20 protein-coding genes are annotated in these 16,967 nt (G+C 71.4%); 9 read left to right on the top strand and 11 right to left on the bottom strand.

All coding sequences use genetic code 11. The annotated features are described in order from the left end of the window. Nucleotides 1-62 precede the first annotated feature (62 nt). Entirely contained in the window at nt 63-584 is a 522-nt protein-coding gene (locus OG609_RS24750) for an ATP-binding protein (protein WP_327274828.1), read from the bottom strand. A 192-nt stretch (nt 585-776) separates the two neighbouring features. Then, nucleotides 777-1,145 carry an STAS domain-containing protein gene (locus tag OG609_RS24745; protein ID WP_327274827.1) on the bottom strand — a complete coding sequence of 123 codons (369 nt, stop codon included), beginning with the start codon at nt 1,143-1,145 and terminating at the stop codon, nt 777-779. A 283-nt stretch (nt 1,146-1,428) separates the two neighbouring features. Between OG609_RS24745 and OG609_RS24740 the strand changes: the two genes are divergently transcribed. The 3 genes from OG609_RS24740 to OG609_RS24730 are packed head-to-tail and all read left to right on the top strand — an operon-like array spanning nt 1,429 to nt 3,115. Beyond that, complete coding sequence (locus OG609_RS24740) at nt 1,429-2,397, top strand: RNA polymerase sigma factor SigF (RefSeq protein WP_327278174.1); 969 nt, start codon at nt 1,429-1,431, stop codon at nt 2,395-2,397. 22 nt (nt 2,398-2,419) lie between these two features. Then, nucleotides 2,420-2,773 carry a hypothetical protein gene (locus OG609_RS24735; protein WP_327274826.1) on the top strand — a complete coding sequence of 118 codons (354 nt, stop codon included), beginning with the start codon at nt 2,420-2,422 and terminating at the stop codon, nt 2,771-2,773. Between the two features lie 12 nt (nt 2,774-2,785). Then, on the top strand, nt 2,786-3,115 hold the full coding sequence (locus tag OG609_RS24730; protein WP_327274825.1) for a hypothetical protein: 330 nt from the start codon (nt 2,786-2,788) through the stop codon (nt 3,113-3,115). An 88-nt stretch (nt 3,116-3,203) separates the two neighbouring features. On the opposite strand, the gene hutI is transcribed toward OG609_RS24730, so the two are convergent. The 4 genes from hutI to hutU all read right to left on the bottom strand — a co-directional run bounded on the left by hutI (nt 3,204) and on the right by hutU (nt 8,837). Then, nucleotides 3,204-4,376 carry an imidazolonepropionase gene (gene hutI, locus OG609_RS24725; RefSeq protein WP_327274824.1) on the bottom strand — a complete coding sequence of 391 codons (1,173 nt, stop codon included), beginning with the start codon at nt 4,374-4,376 and terminating at the stop codon, nt 3,204-3,206. Nucleotides 4,377-4,519: 143 nt separating this feature from the next. Further along, on the bottom strand, nt 4,520-5,905 hold the full coding sequence (locus tag OG609_RS24720; protein ID WP_327274823.1) for a formimidoylglutamate deiminase: 1,386 nt from the start codon (nt 5,903-5,905) through the stop codon (nt 4,520-4,522). Further along, complete coding sequence (locus tag OG609_RS24715) at nt 5,896-7,104, bottom strand: allantoate amidohydrolase (protein WP_327278173.1); 1,209 nt, start codon at nt 7,102-7,104, stop codon at nt 5,896-5,898. Before OG609_RS24715 ends, OG609_RS24720 begins: the two co-directional genes overlap by 10 nt. Nucleotides 7,105-7,178: 74 nt before the next feature. Further along, a complete protein-coding gene (hutU, locus tag OG609_RS24710) occupies nt 7,179-8,837 on the bottom strand; it encodes a urocanate hydratase (protein ID WP_093898742.1) in 1,659 nt (552 codons plus the stop codon). Nucleotides 8,838-9,097: 260 nt separating this feature from the next. On the opposite strand from hutU, the gene OG609_RS24705 reads away from it, so the two are divergent. From OG609_RS24705 to OG609_RS24690, 4 genes are all read left to right on the top strand, one after another. Next, nucleotides 9,098-9,520, top strand: coding sequence for a hypothetical protein (locus OG609_RS24705; protein ID WP_327274822.1), 423 nt, complete (start codon nt 9,098-9,100; stop codon nt 9,518-9,520). Further along, entirely contained in the window at nt 9,517-10,293 is a 777-nt protein-coding gene (locus tag OG609_RS24700) for a winged helix-turn-helix domain-containing protein (protein ID WP_327274821.1), read from the top strand. Before OG609_RS24705 ends, OG609_RS24700 begins: the two co-directional genes overlap by 4 nt. A gap of 38 nt (nt 10,294-10,331) precedes the next feature. Next, a complete protein-coding gene (locus tag OG609_RS24695; RefSeq protein WP_093898745.1) occupies nt 10,332-10,796 on the top strand; it encodes a roadblock/LC7 domain-containing protein in 465 nt (154 codons plus the stop codon). Nucleotides 10,797-10,865: 69 nt separating this feature from the next. Then, a complete protein-coding gene (locus tag OG609_RS24690) occupies nt 10,866-11,240 on the top strand; it encodes a hypothetical protein (protein WP_327274820.1) in 375 nt (124 codons plus the stop codon). Nucleotides 11,241-11,250: 10 nt separating this feature from the next. On the opposite strand, the gene OG609_RS24685 is transcribed toward OG609_RS24690, so the two are convergent. The 4 genes from OG609_RS24685 to OG609_RS24670 form a co-directional block, all read right to left on the bottom strand. Then, on the bottom strand, nt 11,251-11,787 hold the full coding sequence (locus OG609_RS24685) for a hypothetical protein (RefSeq protein WP_327278172.1): 537 nt from the start codon (nt 11,785-11,787) through the stop codon (nt 11,251-11,253). A 250-nt stretch (nt 11,788-12,037) separates the two neighbouring features. Further along, complete coding sequence (locus OG609_RS24680; protein ID WP_327274819.1) at nt 12,038-12,883, bottom strand: MurR/RpiR family transcriptional regulator; 846 nt, start codon at nt 12,881-12,883, stop codon at nt 12,038-12,040. Between the two features lie 115 nt (nt 12,884-12,998). After that, nucleotides 12,999-13,682, bottom strand: coding sequence for a hypothetical protein (locus tag OG609_RS24675; protein ID WP_327274818.1), 684 nt, complete (start codon nt 13,680-13,682; stop codon nt 12,999-13,001). Then, nucleotides 13,675-14,193 (bottom strand): SigE family RNA polymerase sigma factor, encoded by a 519-nt coding sequence (locus OG609_RS24670; protein ID WP_327274816.1) that lies wholly within the window; start codon nt 14,191-14,193, stop codon nt 13,675-13,677. Before OG609_RS24670 ends, OG609_RS24675 begins: the two co-directional genes overlap by 8 nt. Nucleotides 14,194-14,386: 193 nt before the next feature. On the opposite strand from OG609_RS24670, the gene OG609_RS24665 reads away from it, so the two are divergent. Continuing rightward, nucleotides 14,387-14,806 carry a hypothetical protein gene (locus OG609_RS24665; protein WP_327274815.1) on the top strand — a complete coding sequence of 140 codons (420 nt, stop codon included), beginning with the start codon at nt 14,387-14,389 and terminating at the stop codon, nt 14,804-14,806. Between the two features lie 31 nt (nt 14,807-14,837). Here OG609_RS24665 and OG609_RS24660 read toward each other — a convergent pair whose 3' ends face one another. Beyond that, on the bottom strand, nt 14,838-15,599 hold the full coding sequence (locus tag OG609_RS24660) for an SDR family oxidoreductase (protein ID WP_327274814.1): 762 nt from the start codon (nt 15,597-15,599) through the stop codon (nt 14,838-14,840). Between the two features lie 148 nt (nt 15,600-15,747). Here OG609_RS24660 and OG609_RS24655 point away from each other — a divergent pair, with 148 nt between their 5' ends. Next, complete coding sequence (locus tag OG609_RS24655) at nt 15,748-16,581, top strand: helix-turn-helix transcriptional regulator (protein ID WP_327274813.1); 834 nt, start codon at nt 15,748-15,750, stop codon at nt 16,579-16,581. The last annotated feature ends 386 nt before the right edge of the window (nt 16,582-16,967 follow it).

The following is a 16,967-nucleotide window of genomic DNA, read 5'->3' as shown; positions in this document are numbered from 1 at the left end:
TCCGGCGCGCTCTTCAAAGGTGCAAATACGGGGCCATGCGCCCCCACGTCCCGAATCAGCGGCTACGCGGGGGCGGCCAGCTCCGCCCAGACGGTTTTACCTGCTCGGCCCGCCACCCGCAGGACGCCCCAGTCCAGGCAGAGCCGCTGCACGATGAACATGCCGTGCCCGCCGGGCCGGCCGGCCCGGTGCGGGGTGCGCGGTGCGGGCTGTCCCGCACCCCCGTCGACGACCTCCACCCGCAGCACCTTCGCCGTGCAGGCGATACGCAGTTCCTCGGGACCGTCCGCGTGCAGACAGGCGTTGGTGACCAGCTCGGAGACGACCAGCAGGACGTCCTCGGCGGCGGCCCGCCCGTCGGCGCTCGTCGCAGGGAGCCAGCCCCAGTCGTGAAGCGCCTGGCGGGCGAAGTCGCGGGCCGTCGGCACGATGCCGCCGACTCCCCGCAGCGACAACGTGCGCCACTGCCGCTCGACCGTCTCGGGGGAGGCCGCGCCGGCGCCCGCGTCCGCGGGTGCGCCCACGCCGGCGCCCTCCGGCTCGCGGCCGCGGTCGCCCGGCGGATGCTGCCGGGTGGTGCTCATCAGCGCTTCACCTCACCGATTCACCATGTCGCCATTGATCAGTTACAAATACAGATACAGAGTGCGCGGGCCGCCCACGACTCCGCCGGGTGTCTCCTGCCCGGCCGAATCGTGACAACACCCAATTCGTCTACGCGGATCGCGTGACACGGGCAACACATGAGGCACCCGGGGCCGCGGAACGCGCCACGATCAGGCGTCCAGGGCCGCTTCCAGGGAGTCGTGGACGGTGAAGACCGCCTCGGCCCCGGTGATCTCGAAGACCCGCGCCACCACCGGCAGCATTCCGGCCAAATGGACCCCTCCCCCGGCCGCCTCCGCCTTGAGGCGGGCACCGAGCAGCACATTGAGCCCGGTGGAATCACAGAATTCGAGTCGCGAGCAGTCGACCACCAGGCGTACTCGCCCTTGCTCGACCGCGCTCTCCAGGGGTTCCCGCAGCAGATCCGCCGTGTGGTGATCCAGCTCACCCACCGGCGTCACGACCTCGCTGCACCCCTCGGTACGGGTCTCGACCTGAAGCCGACCCCGGTTCGCACTGCCGACCGTCCCGCGGTCCATGCCCGTCCCTCTTCGCCGTCGTCACTGCCTGCGTCTCAGCGTGCGCAGATTCGTTGTAGCCGTCGCTGACGTTCTTGAAACAGTACGCGTTCCGTACGCCACGCGGTACCCGAAGACCCCAACATATCGGACATATAGCCTCAATTGGAGCTTGTAACTGCCCGTCCGAACCGGGTAAGGGTAGGGGGACACCCAAAACACGGCCGGCTTTGGAGGCGCCGCTTCACCGCAGGAAACACGTATGGGCATCGGCAGCCATATGCCGAGAACGATGGAGGCGATCATGTCACCCCGGCTCGACGGACCGCGTACCCACGACGCGACGTCAGCATGTCCTCAGGGACTGACCCACTCAGACTCCCCTGCCGCGAACGCCGGAGACGGCACGCGTAGCAGCACCAGCAGCACCGCCGTCGACAGCGTCGACAACTACGGCGTCACCGACGGTCTCGAAGGACTTCCCGAGATCCCGCCCTACGACGAAGTGGGGCCGCTGGACGCCAGGGCCCTGTCGAAGACGCTCTTCGCGCGACTCGAATCCCTCGAAGAGGGCACCCACGAGTACTCGTACGTCCGCAATACGCTCGTCGAACTGAACCTGGCCCTGGTCAAGTTCGCCGCCTCCCGGTTCCGCTCCCGCAGCGAACCGATGGAGGACATCATCCAGGTCGCCACCATCGGCCTGATCAAGGCGATCGACCGCTTCGAGCTCAGCCGGGGCGTGGAGTTCCCGACGTTCGCGATGCCGACCATCGTCGGCGAGATCAAGCGCTTCTTCCGCGACACCAGTTGGTCCGTGCGCGTACCGCGCCGGCTGCAGGAGCTGCGGCTCGACCTGGCCAAGGCGGGCGACGAGCTCGCCCAGAAGCTGGATCGTTCACCCACTGTGGGCGAGCTCGCCGACCGCCTCGGCATCAGTAACGACGAGGTCGTCGAGGGCATGGCCGCGAGCAACGCGTACACCGCGAGTTCGCTGGATGCCAAGCCCGAGGAGGACGACCACGAGGGCGCGCTGGCGGACCGCATCGGCTACGAGGACCACGGACTCGAAGGCATCGAGTACGTCGAGTCCCTGAAGCCGATGATCGCGTCCCTGCCGGGGCGCGAACGCCGCATCCTCTCGCTCCGGTTCGTCGCCAATATGACGCAGTCGGAGATCGGTGAGGAGCTGGGCATCTCGCAGATGCACGTGTCCCGGCTGCTCTCCCGCACGCTGGTCAGACTCCGCAAGGGACTGACCCTGGAGGAGTGAACGGGCGTACCGTACGCCGGACTTGTGGAAGGGCCCGCCCCCACGGCTGATGCCGGGGGCGGGCAAGATCGTCCAGGAAGTCGAGTTCTCCTCGGCCGGCGCCTTCCCCATCGTGATCGACCCCGGGTTCTGGTCGACCACGTGGAAGATCACCAAGTGCGCGGCGGCCATCGCCGGCGTCATCGCCGCCTTGACGCCGGTAGGCTCCTCGGCACGTGTGCTGACCGCCATCCGGCTGGTGAAGCGGATCGGCGTCAAGAAGACGGCGAACCTCATCCGCACCTACACCAAGCGCCGGAAGATGACCTCGACACACCGCAAGGCCATCGCAGCGCTCCTCGGCATCTCCGCCATCCAGAATGCCTGCAAGTTCTAGGAGCCGTCCACAATGTTCGCGCTGATAGCGCTGCTGGCGCAGCTCGCGCTCATCTTCGTCCACCGGTCGAGGAACAAACTCCGCTCCAGGCCCAGCCCGCGCGCGCTCTACACCTGCCTGTGCCTGGTGGGCATCGCGGTCGGCTGGCTGGCCATCGGCCGCCCGGAGATCACCTGGAGCGACGGTCCTCTCGTCCTCCTCAGCGGTCTGCTGATCACGGCCGATGCGGCAGACGCGGCAGTCAAGCTCGGCGCGCCCCGCTGGGCGGACAAGGCGCTCTGCCTTCTGTGCGGAGCCGCGGCGGCGACGTGGATGGCGCCGGGGTGGATCCCCTGGGCCTAGAACCGCGTCGGGCCGTGTTCGCCCTGCTGTGACATGACGCGCCGCCCGGCACCGTGCCGGGCGGCGCGTTCGCGTCGTGCTGTGCGGGTCAGACGACGCGTTCGCCGCGCTGCCAGACCGCGTGGACCAGCGGCACGCCCGGCCGGTAGGCCAGGTGGACGTGGCTGGGCGCGTCCAGGAGCACCAGATCGGCGCGGGCGCCGGGGGCGATGCGGCCGATGTCCGTACGGCGCAGGGCCGCGGCGCCGCCCGCGGTGGCGGACCAGAGGGCCTCGTCCGGCGTCATGCCCATGTCGCGTACGGCGAGCGCGATGCAGAAGGGCACGGAGGACGTGAACGACGAGCCCGGGTTGCAGTCCGTGGAGAGGGCCACGGTGACGCCCGCGTCGAGCAGGCGGCGGGCATCCGGCCAGGCGGCGCGGGTGGAGAACTCGGCGCCGGGGAGCAGGGTGGCGACGGTGGTGCCCTGGGCCAGGGCGTCGACGTCGGCGTCGGTGAGGTGGGTGCAGTGGTCGGCGGAGGCGGCGCCGAGTTCCACGGCGAGCTGGACGCCGGGGCCGTGGCCGAGCTGGTTGGCGTGGACGCGGGGGTGCAGGCCCTTCGCGATGCCCGCGGTCAGGATCGCGCGGGCCTGGTCGCCGTCGAAGGCGCCCTTCTCGCAGAAGACGTCGACCCAACGGGCGTACGGGGCACAGGCGTCGAGCATCGGCCCGGTGACCAGGTCGACGTAGCCGGCCGGGTCGTCGGCGTAGTCCGGGGAGACGATGTGGGCGCCGAGGTAGGTGACCTCTTCGGTGTGCTGGGCGGCGATGCGCAGGGCGCGGGCCTCGTCCTCGACGGTGAGGCCGTAGCCGGACTTGGTCTCGAAGGTGGTGGTGCCCTGGCGCAGGCCCTCGGCGAGGTATCGGGCGACGTTGGCAGAGAGTTCGTCGTCGGTGGCGGCGCGGGTGGCGGCGACCGTGGTCCTGATGCCGCCCGCGCTGTAGGCGCGGCCGGACATCCGGGCGTTGAACTCCTCGGTGCGGTCGCCCGCGAACAGGAGGTGGGAGTGGGAGTCGACGAAGCCGGGGATCGCCGCCCGGCCGCCCGCGTCGACGGCGTTGTCAGTGGCGGGTGCTTTGCTTGACTCACCGGTCCAGACGACCCGGTCGCCCTCGATGACGACGGCCGCGTCCCGGATCAGGCCCAGGGGGGAATCCGCGCACAGGGAGGGGTCGTTGGTGACCAGGGCGGCAATGTTGGTGATGGCGGTCGTCGTCATCGGGCGACTGCTCTCCTTGTGTATCGGCTTGCGGGGCGGCGGTCTGCCGGTGGGCCGTCTCCGGAGCGGCGGTCCGTCAGCGGGACTGCGGGGCGACGCGTGCGGGGGTCCGGGGACCGGCCGCCTCCGGGGCGGCGGGGTGGTCAGTGGTGGAGTGCGGCGATGGCCGAGGCGAGCGCTGCGGGGACGTCCCCGACGAGGGTGTGCTGCCCGTCGCGGACGATGTGCCGGCCTGCCACGACCGTGTGCCGCACATCGGCTGCGGAGGCGGCGAATACGGCTGTTTCGGCAGCGAGCCGGGGCACCGGTCCCGCTGTCCTGACGGAGTCCAGGGCGACGGTCGCCAGATCGGCGGGCGCGCCGGGTTCGAGGATGCCCGCCTCGGGCCGGCCGAGCGCGGCGTGTCCGTCGACCGTCGCGGCGCGCAGCAGGGCGGCCGCTGTCCAGTGACCGCGTGCCCGGGTGCGCAGGCGCTCGTTGAGCTCCATCGCCCGGGCCTCTTCGAAGAGGTCGATCACGGCATGGCTGTCGCTGCCGAGGGAGAGCGGCGAGCCGGCGCGCTGGAGGGCGACGGCCGGACCGATTCCGTCGGCGAGGTCGCGTTCCGTGGTGGGGCACATGCAGGTGCCGGTCGCCGAGGAGCCGAGGAGCGTGATGTCCTCGCCGGTGAGGTGGGTGTTGTGGATGCCGGTGGTGCGCGGGCCGAGGACCCCGTGGTCGGCGAGGAGCCGGGTGGGGGTGCAGCCGTGGGCGGCGAGGCAGGCGTCGTTCTCCGCGGTCTGTTCGGAGAGGTGGACATGGAGCGGTGCCTGCCGCTCCTCGGCCCACGCGGCCACGGTGGCGAGCTGCGTGGCAGGGACGGCGCGCACGGAGTGGATGGCCGCGCCGATCAGTGCGTGGTCGCTGCCCTTGAGGAGGGAGGCGCGTTCGGCCCAGGCGTCCGCGGTGGTGTCGGAGAAGCGCAACTGGTGCTGGTCGGGCTGCTGGTACTGGGTGGGGCGCCGGCCGAATCCGGCGGAGAGGTAGGCGGTGTCCAGCAGCGTGATCCGGATGCCGGCCTCACCCGCGGCCGCGATCAGCGCCTCGCCCATCGCGTTGGGGTTGCTGTACGGGGTGCCGCCCGGCGCGTGGTGCAGATAGTGGAATTCGCCGACCGCGGTGATCCCGGCCAGGGCCATCTCGGCATATACGGCACGGGCGAGGTCGTAGTACGAATCGGGGGTGAGCCGGGAGGCGACCTGGTACATGGTCTCGCGCCAGGTCCAGAAGGTGCCGGAGCCGACCTGGACGGTGGAGCGCAGGGCGCGGTGGAAGGCGTGCGAGTGGGTGTTGGCGAGCCCGGGAAGGGTGAGCCCGCGCAGCACGGTGGCGCCCGGCGGCGGGGTGGCCACGCCGGTGCGGACGCCCGCGATGACCCCGCCGGACACGTCCAGGGCGACGCCCGGCTCGACATGGGTGCCGAGCCAGGCGTGGGACAACCAGTACGTCACGGTGACGGGCCGGCCCGTCGGTTCCGTTGTCAGCTGCACGCGAGACCTTCCAGTACGTCGGCGAGTGCGGTCACCCCGGCCACGCAGTCGTCCTCGGCGGCGTACTCGGCCGGCGAGTGCGAGATCCCGGTGGGGTTCCGTACGAACAGCATGGCGGTCGGGACCGAAGCGGACAAAATACCCGCGTCGTGCCCGGCGCCGGTACCGAGGACCGGTACGGCGCGATCGGCGTCGCCCCGGCCCGTCAGGATCTTGCCGAGCTCGTCACGCAGGGCGTGCTCGAACTCCACTACGGGCGTGAAGGACTCCCGTACGACATCGAGGTCGATCCCGGCCCGCTCGGCGTGTTCCCGGGCGGCCCGCTCGATGCCGCCGACCACGGCGTCGAGGCGGTCCTGGTCGGCGGCGCGGGAGTCGAGCCAGCCGCGGACGAGGGAGGGGATGGCGTTGACACCGTTGGGCTCGACGCTGATCTTGCCGAAAGTGGCGACGGCTCCGGCGAGCTCCGCCTCGCGGCGGGCGGCCAGCACGGTCTCGGCGTACGTGAGCATCGGGTCGCGCCGGTCGACCAGCCGGGTGGTGCCCGCGTGGTTGGCCTCGCCCCGGAAGTCGAACCTCCAGCGCCCGTGCGGCCAGATCGCGGAAGCGATGCCGACCGGGTCGCCGGTGAGGTCGAGGGCGCGTCCCTGCTCGACATGGAGCTCGACGAACGCACCGATTCGGGCGAGCCGTTCGGGGTCGGGGCCGATGGCGTCGGGGTCGTATCCGGCCGCCTCCATGGCCTGCGGCAGGGTGATGCCGTCACCGTCGCGGAGCCGGTGTGCCGCCTCGACGGTCAGCTGTCCGGCGGCGAGCCGGGAGCCCACACAGGCGAGCCCGAAGCGGGCTCCCTCCTCGTCACCGAAGTTGCTGATGGCCAGCGGCCGGGTGAACTCCACTCCCCTGCGGCGAAGTTCGTCGAGCGCGGCGAAGGAGGAGACCACACCGAGCGGCCCGTCGAAGGCACCGCCGTCCGGTACGGAGTCGAGATGCGATCCGGTGACTACGGCGTCCCCCGCGAGGGGGTCACCGAGCCAGGCCCACTGATTGCCGTTCCGGTCGAGCTCGTAGGTGAGCCCGCGCGCCTCGGCCTGCGCCCGGAACCAGGCGCGGCAGTCGGCATCGGCCCCCGTCCAGGCGTAGCGGCGGTAGCCCCCGCTGTCCTGATGCCGGCCGACCGGCAGGAGTTCGCGCCACATGGCCTGGAACGACGGTGCGCCGTCCCCGGCCCCGCCCCTTTCCCGGGTCACTGCCCCACGGCCGTCCTCCCGGGTCACTGCCCCTCCGTCATCGGTACGCGCACGCCCTTGTCCGCGGCGACGGACTCCGCGATGTCGTACCCGGCGTCGACGTGCCGGATGACGCCCATGCCCGGGTCGTTGGTGAGCACCCGGCGGATCTTCTCGCCTGCCAGCTTCGTACCGTCGGCGACGGTCACCTGCCCGGCGTGGATGGAACGTCCCATCCCGACGCCGCCGCCGTGGTGGATGGAGACCCAGGAGGCCCCCGACGCCACATTGACCATGGCGTTCAGCAGCGGCCAGTCGGCGATCGCGTCCGACCCGTCGAGCATGGCCTCGGTCTCCCGGTACGGGGAGGCCACGGAGCCGCAGTCCAGGTGGTCGCGCCCGATGGCCAGCGGAGCGGCCAGCTCGCCGGAGGCCACCATGTCGTTGAACCGCTCGCCGGCCCGGTCGCGCTCGCCGTAACCGAGCCAGCAGATCCGGGCGGGCAGCCCCTGGAAGTGGACGCGTTCGCCGGCCATCTTGATCCAGCGGTGCAGGGACTCGTTCTCCGGGAAGAGTTCGAGCATCGCCTTGTCGGTCTTGTGGATGTCGGACGCCTCGCCGGACAGCGCCGCCCAGCGGAACGGGCCCTTGCCTTCGCAGAAGAGCGGCCGGATGTAGGCGGGAACGAAGCCCGGGAAGTCGAAGGCCCGTGCGTACCCGGCGAGTTGGGCCTCGCCACGGATCGAGTTGCCGTAGTCGAAGACCTCGGCCCCGGCGTCCATGAAGCCGACCATCGCCTCGACGTGCTTGGCCATCGACTCCCGCGCGCGCTGCGTGAAGTCGGCGGGCTTCTCGGCGGCGTACGAGGCCATGTCATCGAAGTCGACACCGAGCGGGAGGTACGAGAGCGGGTCGTGCGCGCTGGTCTGGTCGGTGACGATGTCGATCGGTGCGCCCTCGGCGAGCATCCGCGGCAGCAGCTCCGCCGCGTTGCCCAGCAGACCGATGGAGAGCGGCTTGCGGGCGTCCCGGGCCTCGGTGGCCAGCTGAAGCGCGTGCTCCAGGGAGTCGGCGCGCACGTCCAGGTAGCGGTGCTCGATCCGGCGCTCGATGGCGCGCGGGTCGCAGTCGATACAGATCGCGACACCGTCGTTCATGGTCACGGCGAGCGGCTGGGCGCCGCCCATGCCGCCGAGTCCGGCGGTCAGGGTGATCGTGCCGGCCAGTGTCCCGTTGAACTTCTTCGCCGCGACGGCGGCGAACGTCTCGTACGTGCCCTGCAGGATGCCCTGCGTACCGATGTAGATCCACGATCCGGCGGTCATCTGGCCGTACATGGTGAGCCCGAGCGCCTCCAGGCGACGGAACTCCTCCCAGTTCGCCCAGTCGCCCACCAGATTGGAGTTGGCGATCAGGACGCGCGGCGCCCACTCGTGCGTCTGCATGACGCCGACCGGACGCCCGGACTGGACGAGCATGGTCTCGTCCTGCTTGAGCGTCCGCAGTGTGCGCACCATCGCGTCGAACGAGCGCCAGTCGCGGGCCGCCTTGCCGGTGCCGCCGTAGACGACGAGCTTGTCGGGGTGCTCGGCGACCTCGGGGTCGAGGTTGTTCTGCAGCATGCGCAGGGCGGCCTCCTGCTGCCATCCCAGGGCGCTCAGTTCCGTACCGCGCGGTGCCCGTACGGGGCGGGGTCCTGACATGGCGATGCCTCCTCGCAACTTGTAAATCTTCTATTCACATCCTGGCGGCCTGAATACTCGTAGTCAACAGTCCCGCGCCGACAGCTGGACGAACAGCACTCGGCCGCCCCGCGCACAGGGCGCCCCGGCGCACCTCCGGCACGCCCTTCGAAGATCTCTTTCGCATGTACCTATGGAAAATGCCAGAACCTCCACCTGGGGCGAGCACGTTGCGTAGCCTCTGGGTCACAGCCGTACGCCACGTCGGGAGGGGAGTGCGCGTGCCCGGAATCGACGAGTGCCTGCTCGAAGTCATGAGGCTGCCCGGCGCCCGCGGCGCCGCGGTGGTCGACTGGACGAGCGGCCTCGCCCTCGGCACCATCGGCGAATCGCCCAACGGCGATCACGAGGCCACCGCCGCGGAGACGGCCGAGGTCGCGAGGATGGCGGCCGAGCAGCCGGCCTTCGCGCTGGAGGCCACCGGACCGTCAGCCGCATTACGGGAAAAGGCCGTTACGGGAGCACCGCCGCCGGTGGAGGACGTCATCGTCACCACCCGCGCCGGGTACCACATCCTCCGTTTCGTCGAGACGGCCTTCGACAGCAGCGTCTTCGTCCATCTGTGGCTCGACCGGGCGGAGGGCAATCTGGCCCTCGCCCGGATACGACTGGGCGAGATGGCCGAGCGGCTGGTCCTCGCATGAGAACCGCCCCCTCCCCGGTCACCGCCCTCTCCCCGATGCTGCAGCGCCTCGCCGACGAACGCGCCACCGGCGCCCTGATGCGCGACCGCGGCACCCTCTATCTCGCCGAGGGCCAGGTGGTGCACGCCGAGAGCCCGGCGACACCCGGTATAGACGTCCTGCTCACCACGGGCGGCGCCCTGCACCGCGACGGCTGGTGGGAGGCGGTCGCCAGCGCGGGCGCCGGGCAGCGGGTCGGCCGCTATCTGGTGGACAGCGGACGGGTGCCGGGCGGGGCGCTGGAGCTGTGCCACCTCGGCGCGCTGTACGACGCGGCGTTCTTCGCGCTCGCCCCCACCCGGACCCCGGCCCGCTTCCGCTACGGGGTCTCTCATTGGATCGGCCCCGTCCGCCCCGTCCCCGTCGATGCCGTGCAGCGCGAGACGCTCCGGCGCCGGGAGCTGCTGGAGCGGATCTGGCCCGACGCGGTGACCGACAGCGCACCGCTCGTACGGACGGCCCGTCCCTTCGACGCACCCGTTCCGCCGGCCCGGCGCCGCGTGCTCGATCTCGTGGACGGGGTGCGTACCGCATCGGACATCGCCCAGGAGCTGGGCAGGCCGGCATTCCACGTACTGGTCGGTCTGCGGCGCCTGGCCGCGGCCGGACTGGTCGAAGCGGTACGGGAGCTGCCGGCCGCGACCGCCCCCGGCCGGGTCGCACTTCCCGAGGTCACGGCCGACCCCGACGTCGCCCTGCTGCGCCGGCTCCGAGACGCATTGGAGGCCCTGTGATACGCGCGCTCAGACAGCGTGCCGGGAGGAGACAGCTGATGGTGCCCGAGGCCGAAGTACAGGATGTCCTGGCCGAGCTCCAGCGGTTACGGGCCCGGGTCCCGCTCCTCTCCGGCGCCCTGGCGGCCAGCACCGACGGTCTCGTCCTGGCCCATGACACCCCGGGCGTGGAGGCGGAGGGCGTCGCCGCACTGACCGCGGCCGCTCTCGGCGTCGCGATCCGGATGGCGGACGCGACCGGCCGGGGCGGCTTCCGTGAACTTCTCGTACGGGGCGAGACCGGCTACATCGCGACGTACGCCGCCGGCTCCTCGGCCGTCCTCACGCTGCTGGCCGAGGACCGGATCAACGTCGGCAGGCTCCATCTGGAGGGCCGCCGGGCAGGCACCCGTATCGGCGAACTGGTCGACACCGCACTGGAACGCGCCGCACAGCCGGCGCCCCCGGCCCGCGCCCCCGAGCAGCGCCCCGCACAGCCCGGACCGCTGCCGCACCGCACGTAACACCACATGCCCAGGAAACAACCCACGGATCCGGTCGTCCCGGCCGGCCAGGAAAGGAATCGAGCACTCATGGCGAACACCGAAACGTCACTGAAGGAAGCGATGACGTCCATCGAGGGCACCCTCGGTGTCGCCCTCGTCGACTACACCAGCGGAATGGCGCTGGGCACCCTCGGCGGCGGCAAGGACTTCAACCTGGAGGTCGCGGCCGCGGGCAACACCGATGTCGTACGCGCCAAGCTCCGCACGATGGAGCACCTCGGCCTCCAGGACGAGATCGAGGACATCCTGATCACACTCGGCGGCCAGTACCACCTGATCCGGCTGCTCAAGGCCCGCGGCAACAACGGCCTGTTCCTGTACCTGGTGCTGGACAAGGGCCGCGCCAACCTGGCCATGGCCCGCCACCAGCTGAAGCGGATCGAGGCCGAGCTGGAGGTCTGACCCGGCGGCCTCAGCGCCGGCGCCGCGCCCCGCCGGGCGCGGCGTCACCCGCCATCGGTCCGGTCGTCCGATACCCCTTCACCTGCTTGCCCGCGGGCCGTCCGCGCTCCGCCCAGTCGGTCCGCACCCAGTACAGGGTGTCGTCCCGGCGCTCGCGCTGCCCGATCCTGACGGCCTTGATCCAGAGCCCGGCCCCAGCGCCCGCGAGCACCATCCCGCCGGCCCCGGGCAGCAGGAACGCGCTCGCCACCGCCATGAGGAACGCCCCGAGCAGCCACCACCGGTGCCCGCGTCGCCAGTTGCGTACGGTCACGGCCCGGTCCTGGAGAAAGTCGGACCGCCCGGCGCGAGTGGCGCCCCTGGCCAGTTCCGCGTACCGCCGGCCGCGTACGAGCGCCACCACGGCCGCGGTGACCAGGAACAGCGCCGCTCCGGCCAGCAGCCCGATCCGGCGTCCGGTGAGCCCCGGCACCAGCGCGCCGATCGCCGCGGCGAGCAGCCCCGGCCACCACAGCGGTGCGGCTCCGGCCCGTACGATCACGGCCACCCTCGCCAACGACTGCGCTCCGCGCCCCACGTCCGTACCCCTCTCCGCAGCTCCTTCTGATCCTTCTGGGCCGGGAGATTAATAGCCGTAAATGAGCAATGCCTGAGAAGGGGCGGGGCGAGGTCGGCGGGGCGACCCCAGCACCTGATCCTGACCGGGCCGCCGCCCGGCGCGACAGCGCACCGCTGTCCGGGCTCCGGACTCGGGGCGCATCAGGGCTGCTCGCCGCCGGACCGCCGGGCGGCGCCCGTCACTCGACGAAGAGCCCCCGTGCCACCGCTCGGGTGTCGAACTCCTCCAGCCGTGCCTGCACGTCGGGCAGGTCGTCGCACATCGCCTCCAGCAGCACCCGTCCCAGCAGCATGGGCGCACACGCGGTGTCGAAGGCGAGCCCGGTGCCGACGGCGGCCGGGATCAGCAGGTCGCTGCATTTGGCGACGGGCGCGAAAGCGGAATCCGCGACCGATACGACGGTCAGCCCCTGCTCCCGCGCGTACGCGAGCGCGTCCACGACCTCCTTCGGGTGTCGGGGCAGCGCGAAACAGATCAGCGCCGAGGCGCCCGCCCGCCGCGCGGCGTCGATCCGGTCGTGCAGCATGCTGCCGCCCTCGTCGAGCACCCGCACGTCGGGATGCACCTTGGCCGCGAAGTACCCGAACCCGCGTGCCTGCGAGGAGGCGGCCCGCAGCCCGAGCACCGGCAGCGGACGCGAGGCCGCCAGTAGCCTGCCCGCGCGCTCGATGGGACCGGGGTCGGCGAGCAGCTCGGCCAGATGTCGAAGGTTCTCGATCTCACCGAGAACGGCCTGCTGGTACTCGTTGTACGCGTCGTCCCCGCCCTCCGCCACGGACCCGGCGGGGGTGACCTCGCGCAGGTGCCTGCGGAGTGCCGGATAGCCGTCGAAGCCGAGCGCCACGGCGAACCGGGTGACGGACGGCTGGCTGACCCCGGCGAGCTCGGCCAGCTCCACACTCGACAGGAACGGCACGTCCCCGGCTCTGCGCACCATCGAGTGCGCGATGCGCCGCTGGGTGGGTGTGAGCCGGTGCCCCTCGAAGAGCTGCTGCAACCGCGCGGCCGGGCTGCTCCCGCTCATGCTGTCCCCTCGGTAGATCCGTCGCACCACGGTCCGGCGCCGACAGATCCATTCAGCCAGTAAGGCGTCTGCATGTCCATATGCAGCGGCAGCGAGGGCCGGGCCTCCCCCGCGCTCAGGAACCGCGCACGCCGTCCAGGACCTCGGTGACCGAGACCCAGGAGTTCCAGCGCCGCGTGAACACCCGCAGCGTACGACCGCCCTCCACCGTGCCGACCCAGGAGCCGCTCCCGTCCTCCGCCTTCCCCGAGTTCCCCGGCGTCGGCCGCAGACCGCCCGATTCCAGTACGTCGCCCGTCTTCCTCAGCTGCTCCCGGGCCGTGGCCTCGTCGTCGTACTCGACGATGCAGTGCTGCGCCACGGCTCCGTCCCTGCCCGTGTACCACCGGCTGTAGCTGGTCTCGTCGGCCGCGCCCACCGGAGGGGGCGTTTGCACGCAGGCTCTGCCGAGACCCAGGTTCGGCAGGGGATCCTCCTGCGAGCCGGCGCCGGTGGTCGGTCGGTCGTCCTCCTTCCAGTGCCACGTCCCATGAAGGGGCACCTCGTCCGCCCGCATCATCTGGACCAGACCGTCCTTGCGGAACGGATTGTCCGGCGTGGTGGCAACCGTGCCGCGCCCGTGCCGCTGATTCGCTCCGGTCGGCAGCACGGCCCAGGCCCCGGCGGCCATCAGCACCACGGTGCACACCACCACCGTCGTGGTCCTGCGGCGCGAACGCCGCCTACCCCTCGCCCGGATCTCCTCGGCGGCAGGCAACCGCACCGCGACGCCGTCCAGCAGTTCCTCGACCTCAGCCATGGTGAACGCCCTCCACTCGCCCGGCAGTGACTATGGTCTCGGCGAGCCGCTCGCCGAGGATCTTGCGGGCCCGGTGGAGCCGGGTCCGTACTGCGCCGTTCGACACTCCCGCCTCGCGCGCCACCTCTTCCACCGGGAGATCCAGCAGATGGTGCAGGACCACGACCTGCCGCTGCTCGGCGCTCAGCTCGCCGAGCGCCCCGACCAACGCCACCCGGTCCACGGAGAGGCCTGGCAGTTCCTCGGGCGGCCCGTGCCGGAAGTGCGCCCGCACCCGGTTGCGCGCCCTTCGCCACGTACTGATCGCCAGCCGGATGGCCACCGTCCGCACCCAGGGCAGCGGATCGCCGTCGCGTGCCAGCCGGTCCCATCGCTGCCAGGCCCGCACATATGCCTCCTGCACCGCGTCCTCCGCCTCGCCCAGATCGCCGGTCATGGCGTAAACCGTGGCAACCAGGCGCTTGGCCGTAGCCGTGTAGAACGCGTCGAAATCCTCGTGCCCCGTCGGCATCGTCCCCCCGTCCGTTCATCGCGCCCAAGAAACGCTCTCGCCATGAACACGCTCCGGCGGTCCCGGATGTTACGGACTACTTTTTGGCAGCGGCCGCACCCCCGTCGTGACTCCGCCCCCATCGGCCGCACCGGTCCAAAGAGGGGGGTTAGCCCCACTGCCCGGAGCGCTCCCGATTCGTACCGTAAAAGACATGGAAACCCGTGACCCTGAGCTCAAGAGCGAGCTCGATGCCACCCTGCATGCCCGTAGTGAGCTGGGTTCGGATTACGAGTCCGCGCTCGTCGAGTCGTTCCTGGAGAAGGTCGAGCAACGTCTCGACACCACGCTCGACCGCCGCGTCCGGCGCCATCTCGCCGAGCAGCAGGTGAGCGTCGCCAGGGGTGCGCGCCCGCCGCAGCCCATGGGGAACTTCGGCGAGCGCTACGGCTTCGGGATCATCTCGCTGATCCTGGCCATCCCGCTGTCGGCGATCGGCGCCGCGGCCGCCCATACCGGCGGGCTGGTCGTCGCCTGGCTCGGCATCGTCGCCGTCAATGCCGTGCACGCCGCCCGCGGCCGGCCCTGGTTCCGGCACCGTTCCGGGCGCACGGAGTCCGACTGGGAGGACTGAGAGCCGCGGGCCGGGCCCGAGGACACGGGCGCTACGCCTGGCGGGTGGGCAGCACGACCAGCTGGCGCAGGTTGAGGTGGCGCGCGCGGCTGGTGGCGTAGGCCACGAGGTCGGCGATCTCCTCGCTCGACAGTGCCCCGACCGCGTCGAACATACCGTCGAGCTGCCCGCTCAGCTCGGCGTTGTCGATGTGGCCGCCCAGTTCCGTGTCGGTGAGACCCGGCTCGATGTTCGTGACGCGGACGTCGCGAGGTCCGAACTCCGTGCGCAGCGACGACGACAGGTGGGTGAGCGCGGCCTTCGTCGCCCCGTACACCGCGTAGTTGGGAAACGTGACGTGCGCGCCGATGGACGAGATGTTCACCAGGTCCGCGGTGCGGCCGTCGGCGGCCGCCGCCACCAGGTCGGATGTGAAGGCCCGGATGATCCGCAGGGCGCCCGTCACATTGGTGTCGATCATCCGCTGCCACTCGTCCGTCCGGCCCTCGTCCACCGGATTCGGCAGCATCACACCGGCCGCGTTGACCACCAGGTCCACCTGCCCGAACGTGCTGTGCACCCGCTCGGCCGCGGCGTCCACGGACGCCTGGTCGGTGACATCGGCGGTGACGGCGAGCGCCTCACCACCCTCCGCCTCGATCGTGGCGGCCAGCTCCTCCAGCCGCTCCGCACGCCGGGCCAGCAGTGCGACCCTGACGCCCTGGGCGGCGAGCAGCCGGGCGGTCGCGGCGCCCATGCCGCTGGCGGCTCCGGTGATCACGGCGGTGCGGCCTGCGAGGGTCTCGTACGACATGTCCGTACTCCTTGCGCTCTCAGGACCGGGGCGTTTCCCCGGGCCTGGTCCCACTCTGCGCGGCTGCCGCCCGGCTACCCAGGGATGCGTTGTTCCTGGGTCTGCCAGTACCAGGATCGGCGCCCGTACTTCTTCTACGATCGGTGTCATGGACGGCGACCTCGGTGATTTCCTCCGCTCACGGCGAGCCCGCATCCAGCCCGAGGACGTGGGGCTGAACGCGTACGGCGGCCGACGGCGGGTTCCCGGACTCCGGCGCGAGGAGGTCGCGCAGCTCGCGGGGGTGAGCGTCGACTACTACATACGGCTGGAACAGGGGCGCGGCCCGAGCGTCTCGGACGCCGTGCTCGACGCGATCGCCCGGGTGCTCCAGCTGGACGAGACGGAGCACACGTATCTGCGTACGGTGGCGCGCCCGGGGCCGCGCGCCTCGGCCCCGGCCGCCACCCAGCGGGTCCGCCCCGGTCTGCGCCTGCTGCTGGACACGCTCGGCGGGGCCCCGGCCTTCATCCTGGGCCGCCGGATGGACGTACTGGCGTGGAACGCGCTGGGGGACGCGGTCGTCGGCTACTCGCGGATGCGCCCGGCGGAACTGAACATCCCGCGCCAGGTCTTCCTCGACCCGGCGACGCGCGAGCTCTATCCGGAGTGGGCCGCGGTGGCGGCGGAGACGGTCGCACATCTGCGACTGGATGCGGGGCTGCATCCCGATGACAAGCAACTGGCCACACTGGTGGGCGAGTTGTCCATGAAGAGCGAGGACTTCCGCCGGCTGTGGGCGGATCACCAGGTGAAGGCGAAGACCTACGGCGTCAAGCGCATCAACCACCCCGTCGCGGGCGAGCTGACCCTCCCGTACGAGACGCTCGGCGTGCCCGGCGACCCCGGCCAGTCCCTGGTGGTCTACACCCCGGAGCCCGGCAGCGAGACCGCGGAACGCATCGCGCTGCTGGCGAGCTGGGCGGCCGCACCGGCCGGGTGAGACGCCGCCGGGGGCGCGAACGGCGCCTCACCCGGCCGGCCAGGCACTCGCCCGTCGCACGGTCCGCGCATATGACCGTCGCAGACGTCCGCGCGCATGACCGTCGCAGACGTCCGCGCAGATGACCGTCGCACATGGATGTATCGCGGGGACCGCCGCACCCCCGGTTTCCCAGGGGGCGGGACGACGGCGGTCCCCGCGAGGGACACGGTCCGGGTCAGGGCCGGTCACCGCGTCCTGGCGACGGTGGAGGTCCGGGAGCCGCTCCGTAGTCCGTGTCGCCGTATCGGGTGTCGGCGGGTTTCCCTGCCGACACCCATCAATCTGCCGGACTCGTGTTAAGCCGGTGCTGCGCGTACGTGTCGCGCTCGTACCGTTTTCGCGAA

Origin of the sequence: Streptomyces sp. NBC_01224 (assembly GCF_036002945.1) — a bacterium.
Taxonomy (GTDB): domain Bacteria; phylum Actinomycetota; class Actinomycetes; order Streptomycetales; family Streptomycetaceae; genus Streptomyces.
This window is presented reverse-complemented; position numbering and strand designations above follow the sequence as displayed.